This is a genomic window from Mesorhizobium sp. CA5 (assembly GCF_020165105.1).
Taxonomy (GTDB): Bacteria; Pseudomonadota; Alphaproteobacteria; order Rhizobiales; family Rhizobiaceae; genus Mesorhizobium.
Map to the genome: position 1 here is coordinate 82636 of NZ_JAIUHJ010000011.1, position 11919 is coordinate 94554.

The 11919-nt window shown below is 62.9% G+C and carries 10 protein-coding genes; 1 reads left to right on the forward strand and 9 read right to left on the reverse strand.

Annotation, left to right across the window (positions count from 1 at the left end):
* Window positions 1-159: 159 nt before the first annotated feature.
* Genes galU through LB529_RS16260 form a run of 5 tightly spaced genes read right to left on the reverse strand, consistent with a single transcriptional unit; the run spans window position 160 to window position 5187 of the window.
* Window positions 160-1056: a UTP--glucose-1-phosphate uridylyltransferase GalU gene (galU, locus tag LB529_RS16240; protein WP_224711638.1), complete on the reverse strand. Its 897-nt coding sequence runs from the start codon at window positions 1054-1056 to the stop codon at window positions 160-162.
* Window positions 1057-1084: 28 nt separating this feature from the next.
* Complete coding sequence (locus tag LB529_RS16245) at window positions 1085-2071, reverse strand: glycosyltransferase family 2 protein (RefSeq protein WP_224711639.1); 987 nt, start codon at window positions 2069-2071, stop codon at window positions 1085-1087.
* Window positions 2061-2999 carry a glycosyltransferase gene (locus LB529_RS16250; RefSeq protein ID WP_224711640.1) on the reverse strand — a complete coding sequence of 313 codons (939 nt, stop codon included), beginning with the start codon at window positions 2997-2999 and terminating at the stop codon, window positions 2061-2063. Before LB529_RS16250 ends, LB529_RS16245 begins: the two co-directional genes overlap by 11 nt.
* Window positions 2999-4015: a glycosyltransferase family 2 protein gene (locus LB529_RS16255; RefSeq protein ID WP_224711641.1), complete on the reverse strand. Its 1017-nt coding sequence runs from the start codon at window positions 4013-4015 to the stop codon at window positions 2999-3001. Before LB529_RS16255 ends, LB529_RS16250 begins: the two co-directional genes overlap by 1 nt.
* A complete protein-coding gene (locus LB529_RS16260) occupies window positions 4015-5187 on the reverse strand; it encodes a glycosyl transferase family 1 (RefSeq protein WP_224711642.1) in 1173 nt (390 codons plus the stop codon). Before LB529_RS16260 ends, LB529_RS16255 begins: the two co-directional genes overlap by 1 nt.
* Window positions 5188-5464: 277 nt before the next feature.
* Here LB529_RS16260 and LB529_RS16265 point away from each other — a divergent pair, with 277 nt between their 5' ends.
* Window positions 5465-6835 (forward strand): polysaccharide pyruvyl transferase family protein, encoded by a 1371-nt coding sequence (locus LB529_RS16265; RefSeq protein ID WP_224711643.1) that lies wholly within the window; start codon window positions 5465-5467, stop codon window positions 6833-6835.
* Here the strand turns inward: LB529_RS16265 and LB529_RS16270 are convergent.
* The 4 genes from LB529_RS16270 to LB529_RS16285 form a co-directional block, all read right to left on the reverse strand.
* Entirely contained in the window at window positions 6737-8203 is a 1467-nt protein-coding gene (locus tag LB529_RS16270) for a lipopolysaccharide biosynthesis protein (RefSeq protein WP_224711644.1), read from the reverse strand. The genes LB529_RS16265 and LB529_RS16270 overlap by 99 nt on opposite strands.
* A complete protein-coding gene (locus LB529_RS16275) occupies window positions 8200-9318 on the reverse strand; it encodes a glycosyltransferase (protein WP_318012567.1) in 1119 nt (372 codons plus the stop codon). The genes LB529_RS16270 and LB529_RS16275 overlap by 4 nt, the downstream gene beginning before the upstream one ends.
* 214 nt (window positions 9319-9532) lie before the next feature.
* A complete protein-coding gene (locus LB529_RS16280) occupies window positions 9533-10612 on the reverse strand; it encodes a glycosyltransferase (RefSeq protein WP_224711645.1) in 1080 nt (359 codons plus the stop codon).
* Between the two features lie 49 nt (window positions 10613-10661).
* Window positions 10662-11882, reverse strand: coding sequence for a glycosyltransferase family 2 protein (locus LB529_RS16285; RefSeq protein WP_224711646.1), 1221 nt, complete (start codon window positions 11880-11882; stop codon window positions 10662-10664).
* Window positions 11883-11919 lie beyond the last annotated feature (37 nt).

Consider the following 11919-nt stretch of genomic DNA (forward strand, 5'->3'; position numbering starts at 1 on the left):
CAATTCCAGGTTGCAGGCGCTATCGGCCTTGGTAGATCGGCGTCGTGACCAGAAAAGACCGCGCAACGTTGCTGCCAGGATGCGCCGGGCCGGAAGGCCCGGGCGCTGGTGTGGCTGTCGCGCCATCGCGAAACCGCATATGCACCCGAAAGATGGGCATTATGCGGCCACTTCCCGGCGCTCATGCGACCGGACAAATTGCTGCAGCATCTCCAAGACAGGGCCCTTCATGTCGTCGCGCGCCAGGGCGAAGGCGATGGTGGCCTCGATGAAGCCCTCCTTGGAGCCGCAGTCGAACATGCGGCCGTCGAAAGGCCGGGCGTAGAAAGACTGGCTTTGGGCCAGCCGCACCATGGCGTCGGTGAGCTGGATTTCGTTGCCGGCGCCGCGCTGCTGATTGCCGAGCAGCGCAAAGATCTCCGGCTGCAGAACGTAGCGGCCGTTGATGTAGAAATTCGACGGCGCATTGGCCGGCGCGGGTTTTTCGACCATCGCCGTCACTTCGAAGCCGGATGCCACGTCGGCGCCGCGGCCGACAATGCCGTATTTGCTGGTTTCGGCCGGGTCGCAGCGCTCGACGGCGATCACATTGCCGCCGGTCCGCTGATAGAGATCGACCGTCTCGGCGAGGCAGCCGCGCGCGCCGAAGGACACCATGTCGGGAAGCAGCAGCGCGAAAGGCTCATTGCCGATCACCTCGCGCGCGCACCATACGGCGTGGCCGAGGCCCTGCGGCGACTGCTGACGGATGAAGGAGGTGGCGCCGGCCTCCGGCAGCAGGCTTTCCAGCGCTTCGAGTTGCGCCTTCTTGCCGGTCTGCTCCAGCGTGCCGATCAGTTCAGGATGTAGGTCGAAATAATCCTCGATGACCGCCTTGTTGCGGCCGGTGACGAAGACGATGTGCTCGATGCCGGCTTCGAACGCCTCGTCGACGGCATATTGCACGACAGGCTTGTCGACGACGGGCAGCATCTCCTTCGGCATCGACTTGGTCGCCGGCAGGAACCGCGTTCCGAGCCCCGCCACCGGGATGACTGCCTTCCTGACTTTCTGCATCTGCTCTTCCTTCTGAGAGAAAAGATTTCTACCTGTCGCCGGCTATCAAATCGCCCGCATGCTTAATCTCCCCACGCCCACGGCGAATTTGCGCCGCAAGCCTTCTGAGCCGAACCGCGATCGGCATCGACATATGCCCGATGGCGACCGGATCCCTGAGCGCCGCGCCGATCGCCTTGAGCGGGGCGCGTGCCTTGATGTGCTGAACCAGGGACAGGAACGACGCCGCCTTGCGCAGGCTGCGGCCACGCCTGGCGAAAGCCGCCTTTGCGTCGCTGTCCATGGGATATGCCGCCGCGAACCCGGCATCGGCGCGCGTCATCGCCTCAACGTGATGCAGTCCGAGCACGCGCGAGATCGAGCCGGTGCGGATGTGGTAGGCATAACCGACGGTCGGCTCGACCACGCAACGGCCGCCGCTGGCCAGCGCGCTTGCGAGCAGAATGTAGTCCTCGCCTATGCGCAGCTTCTCGTCGTAGCGCAGCTTGTTGTCGTTGAGGAAACGGCGCTGGAAGATCGGCTTGAGATAGCCGAAATTGAAGCGCGATTCGAAGACCAGATTGCCGGCGATGTAGTCGGCCAGCGAGATTTCGCGCAAGTCTTCGAGATAGCCGGCCGGGAACATGGTGTCGTCGGGCGTGCCGTCCTCGCGCACGATCTGCACATTGTCGACCGCAATCTGTGCGCCCGCCGCTTCGGCGCGGGAGATCATCGTGGCCAGGCGGCCGGGAAGGACCGCGTCGTCGGAATCGAGCACCGCGACCCAGCGGCCGCGCGCCAGGTCGAGGCCGGCATTGCGGGCGCCGCCCGGACCGCGATTGGCGGGCAGCGCCACCACCTTGACGACATCTTGCGGATAAGCACGCGCCACATCCAGCGTGCCGTCGCTCGACTGGTCGTCGACGACGATGACCTCGACGGTCACGCCGAGTTGCGCGATCGCGCCGGCGATGGCGCGGTCGAGAGTCGCCTCGGCGTTATAGGCGGCGATGACGAAGCTGACGTCAGGCTGCACGCTTGTTCCCTTGTTCTGGCGACGTGAGGCCGTATTGGCGGATTTCACGGACGCCGATCAAACCGCTGACGACACCAACGTGCATAATGCCGCGCAGCACGCTGCGGTTCCGCTGCACCGGGCTGATGGCGGTCAAAATAGCCATGCCGAAGCAGTAGGCAGCCTTGGCCGAAGCGAGCCCGACCTGACCGGCGCGACGCAACCCGCCGGCGCTGTGTCCTATCAGGTGGCCATGCGTCTGGCCGAAGCGGAAGCGGCGGCGGCGCAGCCAGTCGAACGCGGCCCTGGCACGCGGTACGACCTCGTCGACGAAGGCTTGCGGAGCAAAGGCGATGCGGCCGCCGGCCTTGACCATGGCATCGAAGAACTCGGTGTCCTCGCCGCCGGTCTGGCCGCGCGCCAGGCTGAAGCGCCGGCCGCGAAGGCTCGCGTCGGCCATTTTGAGCAAGACGTTGCAGGTGTAGCCGGTACGGATCTCGCCGCGCACCCAGACCGGCAAGGTGGAATGGAAGTCGCCCTTCTGCATCCAGTCCGGCGCGTCGGGGCGGTAATGCGCCCGCACCGGACCCAGCACCGCCGCAGCGCCCGTGGCATCGGCCGCCGCCATCAATTCGACCAGCCAGCGGGGCGATGCCGTCTCGTCGTCATCGATGAAGGCAACGAAGTCCGACACGCTGGCGTCGAGACAGGCGTTGCGGGCAATCGAGATGTTGCGCGCCGGCGCGTGACGATAGCGGACCGGCAGCTTCAATTCCTCGGCCAATGCTTTCACCAGCTTCTGCGCGCCGGGCTCATCGTCATTGTCGGCAACGACGATGCCAATCTCGGCTCCCGCCGGCTTCTCCAGCGCGGCGACGGAGCGCAACGTGTCGGCCAGCTCCGGCCGACGGAAAGTGCAGATGCAGATGTCGATCGAGCGCCCGGTCATCACGCCACCTTGCGCTGCAATCGAGACGCCAGAAGCTGCTGCCAGAAACCGGCCGACCAGCCGAAATGCATGACCATTGCCGAAACCCCAGCCAGCGCTATGCTGGCGTTGCGTTGGCGTGTCGCGGTGACCGCGCCGTAGCCGAGGCACACCGCCGCCCACAGCAGGAACGGCACCGCCGCCAGCCAGTGGACGAAGGAGAACAGGGCGAGCAGCACCACGGGCGCAACCAGCAGCGGGATCATCTGCCGAACCTTCGGCACCATGCGGTGCTTCAGCACGTTCCTGGCGCGACCGCGGCCATAGCCGAGATACTGGAAATAGAGGCTCTTCAGCGTCGAGCGCGGATAATAGACCATCTGTGTCCTGCCGCTCATCCAGATGCGGTAGCCGGCCTGACGCAGGCGGTAGTCGAGCTCGGCGTCCTCATTATGGCTGAAGCTCTCGTCGTAGCCGCCGACATGCCTGAAGGCGGCGACGCTCATCAGCGCGTGGTGGCCGTGGTCGACCCATTCGCCTTCGGACATGTGCCGGTGCTTCGAGCCGCCGGTGCCGAGCTTGGAATTCTGCGCCGCCGCGACCGCCTTCTGCACGGCCCCGGTGCCGGCGGTCAGCATCGAAACGACGACCGAATCGGCGCCGGTGGCAAGGGCCTCCGCGACCAGCCGATCGCAGTAGTCGTCCGGATAGCCGCCATGCGCGTCGATGCGAATGAGATAGTCGGCGCCTTCGCCAAGGGCCGTCACCGCGAGATTGATGGCGGCGCTCTGGAGGCGCTTCGGATTGGCGAGCAGGATGACCCGGGGATCCTTCGCCACGATGTTTTCGACGATGGCTTGCGTGCCGTCCGTGCTGCCGCCGTCGGCGACGACGATGCGGCCGCCCAGCCGTGCCGCCGCCGGCCGCAATTGGTCGAGCAGGCCGCCGATATGGGCGGCCTCGTTGAGGCAGGGAATGACGATCAGGATCGAGGGGGTAGCCTGCGCCGTCGGTTTTTGTTCGCCCTGTTGCGCCATCACGCGGCCGCCTGTGTCGCAAAAGCCGAAGGCACGGCGGCGAGGCCGCGCAGCTTGTCGACGAAGGCCGCGCAGTCGCTGCGGTCGTAGCTCCAGGTCTTCGGATTGCGCGCCGACACGCGCGACCTCAGGTCGCGATATTCATCTTGATCAATCCGGCTCAGCATCGCCTCGAGGCTTTCGGGCGTCGCTTCGGGCAGAAGCACGCCGATATCCCGCTGCTTCAGGAACCTGCCGGTTTCGGTGTCCGCCATGGAGATCGGCACGGCGCCGAAGCGGCAGCCTTCATAGAGACGGTTGGGAAGCAGCCATTCCGAATTCTGACCGGCTTCGAAAAAATCGATCGCCCAGGAGAAATGCACCTCACCGTAGATGGCTGCCATGTCCTCCGGATTGCGATAGGGGCCGCGGAAGGAAAGCCACGGCTCGGCCTCGACGAAACCGGGAAAGTCCGGAAATTCGGACAGCGCCGGACGGCCCCTGAGCACGACTTCGAAACGGCCCGCCTGCCGGCGGGTGAAATCGGCCAGCAGCTCCAGCGAGCGGCGGCAGCGCAGCGCGCCGAACCAGCCGATACGCCAGGGCGGCGGCGACGGGCTGTCGTCCTCGACAGAATGCGCGGCGACGACGGATGCTGCCTCGAAATATTTGTTTTCTATCAGCTCGACAGGTGCGCCGATCTGCCCGAAAGGCTCGAAGTAATTGGCGATGAAAGCCGGCGAGCTCGTTACCAGAAGCTTCACGTCGCGCGCGAGATGGCGTTCGGCGCCACGCAGCGTCCTGCCGACGAAGTCGTCGCGCAGCACCAGGCGATGGATATCGAGGCATTCATAGACGATCGGCACGCTCGCCCCGAGCGCGCCGTTGGCGCGGCGGGCCAGCGCCAGCATTTCGAGGTTGCGCGCGATGATGAGATCAGGCTTGGGCACGGCGCCCAGCTTCGCGCCGATCGATATGGCTGCCTTGGCGACAGCGCCGATGCGCTGCGCGAATCGGCCGTCGCGCGTCGCGCCAAGGTCGACAGGCTCGATGCCTTCGATCTCGGCGACCGGGCTGGTGGTGCGGCGGAAGCCCGCCAGGGTGACCCTGGCGCCGCCTGCCTTGAGCATCTGTATTCTCCGGCGCACCGCCGGGTCGGATACGTCATGCACAAGGTACAAGACATGCAGCATGTAACTCGACCGCTGTTGGGCCCACCCATCGGGGATGCTAGTACAGCTTTTGCTGCATCGCAACAATTTTGGTGCGGCGTAGCAAGCGCCCGCACATTTTTTGTTGCACTGCAAAAATCATAAGCTACTCTCAGCCTGCTAGGCGTCGATCCGGATTTCGCGTTGCCTATCAGCGCGGAGCAGCACGCCAGATCGCGACGCGGATCGCGTGTAAACACTCCGGCAAACATGCCGTTTAACCGCTGTGGCCTGGCCACGGACGCGAAACGAGGTTCCCATGAAAGTCGTGATCGAAAACACAGTGTGTCTGAACACTGGCGATGCCGCGATCCTTTTGGCTATCCGCCATATTCTCAGATCGATCGTCGGCAGCAATGTGGAGTTCCTGGTTTTCGACAGTCAGCCCGACGTCGCGGCCAGGCTTTACCCGAAGAAAGATTACCCGGATCTCGAATTCCACAAGCTGCTGTCGGAATCCCTGTTCAGGGATCAGCATGGCGGCGGGATAAAGGGCCGGCTCAAGTCGATCTACAATCGGGGAGTCTTGCGCGCCTTGCGCCGCTTTGCCCAAAACGGCGCCAGCAGCGTTTTCTTCAGCAGAAGCGACCGCCACGGCCTTGAGGCCTATGCGAGCGCCGACCTGGTGGTCACGACAGGCGGAACCTATCTCGTCGAGAACTACGATCTTGAAAAGCGGCTCAATCAATTCCGCATCGATGCGATCTTGGGCAAGGACCCGGTCTTCTTCACGCAATCGCTCGGCCCGTTCAAGAAAAGTTACAATCGCCAGGAGCTAGGCCCGATCTTCGATCGGGCTCCGCTCATCCTGCTGCGTGACGAGCGATCCAGAAATCACATACTGGATCTGGTGAAAGACCCCGGCAAATGCCATGTGGTCGCCGATGCCGTCTTTGCCCTGGCTGATACCGACAGGATCAAGAAACATCTCGGCAGCGCACCGGCGCCGACGGGCCGAGTCGCTATTTCCGTCCGCCACTGGAGCTTCGTCAGCGACGGTGAGGATGGCATGCGCCGCTATCTCGATTCGATCCGGGAGATCGCCACAATTCTTGTCAGGGACCACGGCAAGCAGGTGACCTTCATCTCAACCTGCCAGGGTGTGCCGGAATATGCCCATGACGACGCCAGGACTGCGCGGGCGATCGTGGCCGAACTCGACCCGGAAATCGCCGAACACGTCAATGTCGACGCCGCATTTCATACGCCCGACCAATTGATGGCGCTGGTGAAGGATTGCGACTTCGTCGTCGCCACGCGCATGCATATGATGATCATGTCGCTTTGCGTCGGCACGCCGGTGCTGCCGATCGCCTATGAATTCAAAACCAAGGAAGTCGCCAAGCGCATCGGTGTCGACGACCTTCTGCTCGACATCGATACCGTAACGCCGTCGGAAGCAGCCGAAAAACTCGGCAGATTCATCGCCAGTCTTGACCACTATCGCCGGGCAAGCCTCGAGGCCGTGCTGGAAGAGCATGCGTCGGCAATGTCGGCAACCAGGCCGTTGTCCTCCTTGATAGGCAACCGCTCACCCAATGTTGCTGGCGACGTTGGCAAGAGTGGCGAACAACGCCTTGCGCGACTGCGGAACAGCAAGCATGAGGGCCAAGGCGAACCCGTAGTTTAGGACGACCGCCACCAGGATCGTGAGCAGGTCCGACTGATTGGTCAGCAGCGCCGGCAGCGACAGATACGAGAGCCAGGCGAGCAGGGACGAGATGATGAAGAGCCCCTGTATGCCCAGAAAATCGCCAGCGGTCACCGGGCCGACACGATGGATCAGGGCGGCAAGCACCGGGATACGCAGCACGTAACCGCTGATGGCATAGGCCGCCGCGACGCCGATGGCACCCCAATGCAGGCCGACGATGAAGGAGGCGACGGTCGTCAAAGACGAATAGATGCCCCAATGAAACATCGTCTTCGTCTTGCCCTGGCAGATGAATATCCACCCCGTGGTGCTCGATACGGACTGCATCAGGCCGGCGATGCCCAGCCAGGCGAAAATCGGCGCCACGGCCATCCAACGCTCGCCGAAGAGAAGCCTGACCACCTGCTCCGAAGTCAGTGTCAAAGTCGCAATGCCGGGCATGGTGATGACGGCCAGCAGCCAGTTTGTCCGGACATAGATGTCTCGAAATCGTTGCTTGTCCTCATGGATGCGGCTGAGCAGCGGCACCATGATACGCGTCAGCGGCTGGTTGATGTTCTGCAGCGGAAACAGCAGAAGCTTGTAGGCGCGATCATAGTAGCCCAGCTCGACCGCGCCGGAATATTTTCCGATGAGGATGTTGTCGAGGTTGCGAGACAGAAAATTGACAAGGTTGAAGCCCGTAAGGTTCGCCCCGAACCTGAATATGTCGGCGTCGACCTTCAGATTCGGCCAAGACGGCGTCCAGCGCGTCACCAGCCAGCCGGCAACCAGCGCTACGACAGCTGACACAGCTGGACCCAAAACCAGAGACCAATAGCCAAGCCCTAAATACGCCGCGGTTGCGGTAGCGAGCAGCCCTACGGCCGCGGTGATTGCGTCGTTGAACGCAAGCTGGCCGAATTGCAGATGGCGGTTCATCAGGGCAAGCGGCACCGCGGCAAGACTGCCAAAAAGCAGCGGCACGGCGGAAGCAAGTGTTATCCCCCACATTCGCTGATCGCCGTAGAAAGCGGCAATGGCGGGGGCCAGGCAAGCCACGACCGCCCCGGCGCACAGGCCGACAACCGCGCTCAGCCAGAAGACCTGGTTGAGTTGCCGTTGATCGATCTCCTTGCGCTGGATGACCGCCTGCTGGAGGCCCAGATCCTGAAGCAGGCCGACGAAGGCCACGATCGGTCCCACGGAAGCCACCAGGCCGAAATCCTCGGGGACGAGCAGCCGGGCAAGGATGACGACCGAGAGGAACTGGATCGCTATCTTGAAGCCTTGCGCGCCGGCCGTGACCAGCCCGCCGCGCAAGGCAACGCGACCAAATTGCGGGGGCGGCGGATTGGCATTCATGTGACGGATCCGGTCTCCCCTAGCCGCGCAACGATCTGCGCAAAGCGTTCATTCAAGGTATCGGCATTGAAATCGGCCTCGACCTTCCTTCGAGCGGCAAGCGCTATCGGCTCGCACAGGCCCGGGTTCTCGGCGATCCAGGTGAGTTTGCCGGCAAGCGCGGCGACGTCCCTTTCGGGCACGAGGAAGCCAGTCTTGCGATCCTCGATCAGCTCCGGAATTCCCGAATGGTAGGTGCTGACAGCGATCAAGCCGCCAGCCATCGCCTCCATGAGTGCAACCGGTATTCCTTCCAGATCGCCGTCTCGCCCGGCGACGCTTGGCAGAAGGAAGACATGGGCATCGCGCAGGCGCTGCTTCACCTCGCCGTGCGGACGCGGTCCGAGGAAGGTCACCCTGTCGGCAATACCGAGGTCGACGGCGGTAAGCTTCAATTCCTCCAACAATTCCCCGCCGCCGATCACCGAATAGGTCCAATCGCGGTGCGGCAGGCAAGCGAGGGCGCGAAGCGCATATTCGGTCCCCTTTTTCTCGGTCAGCCGGCAGACCGAGATGAAAGACAGCGTATGTCCCTGCCAGGAGCGCCAGCGATATTCGATCTCGCTTGGGCGAATGCCCATGTGGTGAACCGCGACTTGTGCCGGCGCGGCACCGGCATCGATCAGGGCCTGACGGAAGAATGCGTTCACAGGGAGCTGGAGAGCCCCTTGTTCGAAAACGGGCCTGTACTGGTCCACGGTGCCGTCATGCAACGGCCTGCCGACATCGGTGCCATGGAATATGGTCACCAAAGGCGCGGAAATCCTGCGCCGCTTCATGACGCGGGCGACGCGCAGGCCGTTATGGCCAAAATGCGCCACGATCACATCGACGTTTTGCAGCTTTTGTGCGTTGGCCAGGTCGATAAAGGTCGAAAGCTTGTCCCAAAATCTGCCGGACCATTTCCGGAGCAGTGAGCGGTAGCGATTCAGGCCACCCCACCAGGAAACGACAGGGCCGGGCAATGTCTGCCAACGTGCATCGTCCACATTGCTATCCTTGCCAAAAGCCATCTCGTTGCAGACGACGCTGACTTCCATTCCTCTTTCAAGGCATCCGGCAATCTGATCGAGCACGAATGTCTCGGACAGAGTGGGAAATTTATCGACTACGAAGCAAATCCTCATCGGCAGGATGTTCTCGCCCAAATCAGGCTGGAAACGTCGCCGGCAGGGCCTGACGCATGCGGCATGAACTTTGACTCCTGTCGGCCCAACCTATTGCAGGTTTTGCCGCATCGCAACATTTTTGGTGCAGTGCAGCAAACGGTTCCCTCTCCTTGCTTGCAAGCTACGCAGCGTGGCGGACGCCCTGCCGAGCCGCTCTTTCGAGCAGATCGAGAAACACCACCAATTGCCGCGCGGGGTCGAGTTCCGGGCGTTTGGAGAAGGCGAGAGCTGCGGCCGAAAGCCGCTCGTATTCCTGGCGGTCGTTCCACAGGCGCCTCACCGCCGCGGCCCAGTCGGCGAGCGGGGCGTCGTAGTCGAGCACTACGCCGCCGGGACCGATGGCCTCGGGCAGGCCGCCGCGCCTCGAGCCCACGACAGGGATGCCGCTGCAATGCGCCTCGGACGCGACGCGGCCCCAGGCTTCCTCCCATTTGCTCGGAGCAAGCAGGACCCTGGTGCGGCCATAGACCGTCTTCATGTCGTCGGTGCGGTTTTCCAGCGTAACGTTCGAGAGCGGCGCGATGGTCTTTTCGATGCGGGCACGATGCTCGTCCTCCAGTTTCCAGCTCTCCACGAACAGGAAGGGAATCTCCGGGCAGGCGGCCGCAATCCTCACCGCCAGATCGAACCCCTTCTCCTCATAGGGATTGATCATGGTGACGAATTCGCCGGTCGTATGCGTGCAGTAGAGCGCGTCGTTGATGGTCGGCGGAAGCACGGTGGACTCGATGCCGAATTTTTCCTTGTAGGTGCGCGCCGTGAATTCCGAATTGGCGATGTACAAAGCCGAATTGAGTTCGCGCGGATCGCCGGCGAGCTCGTGAAATTCAACATTGTGCAGATAAACGACCAGCGGCACGCCTTCGGCAAGAAGCGCCTTTCCGAGCAGGACGGATTTGTGGCACTGCACGACCGCGACGTCCGGTGTGGTCCTCTCGACGGCGAAGCCGGCCGCCTCCCAGGGGAACCAGGCGCGCATCACCGGGTAGCCGGGGAAATTGTCGACAACCGCGGGCTGCCGCAGCAGCTTCATCTTGGCACGCGCCTTGAGGCCGAACATGCCGTCGCCGAACAGCGAGGCGAGGACCGACGCCTGATGGCCGTGCTCGATCAGCTGTTCGACCAGGTGATGCGTGTTGGATTGCACGCCGCCGGTGAACTCGGGAATGTACCCGTTGCCGCTTGCAAAAAGCACTTTCATCGTTCTGCTCCTAATTCGGCCCGGGCGAGTATCCGCAAGCCACGGCTCATCAGCTTGCGCTGCGCGCCAAGGGAAGCTTCGACGTCATCGCCCGACACAGCCGGCCGAGCGAAGCGGAAAGCGACAGCGCCGAATACTCCCGCAACAATTTCGAAGCCGGGATCACCTTTCCCGCCTTCAGGTCCCGCGCCAGATAATGCGGGAAGGAATGCATGTATTCCCTGACGATGTCGGCCTTCAGCGGTCCCGACCTCCATGCCTTCACCGCCGAGACGAATTCGTCGGCGGGGGCGGATGCCAAACCTGTATCGTAGGCTTCGAACGTACGCCGCACGATGGCGCGTTCCTTGTCGCTGAGCGACGTCTTTCCGGCTCGTTCGGCAAGCAGGGCGTAGCGGCGGATGTCCTCGGCCGCGTGATGCCACAGACCCTTCCTGGCCATGATGCTCGACCGCTGCAGCAGCGCCTGCATCTCGAGATCGGCCGTCCTCGGCAGGGCCTGCTCCGAGCGATCCAGATACTCATGCAGATCGACCGACTTGTAGACCTCTTCCATGATCGCCCGGTCGTACGCGCCCCAGGCCTTGATCCGGTCGGTGTAGGAAATGACCACCTTGGTGCTGCCGCGGACCATGTCGTGCTGGCGCTGGAAGAACATCAAGCCATCAACCCTGATGCCCTTGAACCGGCGCGCAAGCCTCAACATCATCTCGTAGTCCTGCGACCGGACCAGGGTCTCGTTGAAGCCACCCACCTCGTCGTAGCATTTGCGGCGCACCAGGAGACCCGGCTGGTGGACGTGACAATATTCGAGATGCGACGGGAAGAAATTGTCCTGGCTGACATGGCCGAAGGCGACGATCTCGTAATCCTGCTCCTCGATCTGGGCCGAACGCTGGAAACGCGCATATTCGCCGAATGCGAAATCAGCGGCCGGCTCGCGCTCGAAGGCGGCGAAAAACCGCTCAAGCGCCGTCGGGTGCGCGACGTCGTCGTCATCGAATATCCAGACGAAATCTCCTGTGCAGCGCTTCAGGGCAAAATTCAGCGCCGTCGATTTCCCGCCATTCTCTTTGCGATGGTATTCCACCGGCGCCGGGAAAGAGGCCGCCACCGCGCCGGTATCGTCCGTCGAGCCGTCGTCCACGATCAGGATCTGATCCGGCATCACGGTCTGCCGCAGCAGGCTGCCGATGGATTCGGGCAGGAATTTTTCCCGGTTGAAAGTGGGGACGATGACGGTGACCGTCGGTTTGCGCTGCGCAGCCATTGATGACCTCATACTGTTGCCGATGCCCCGTTCGCCG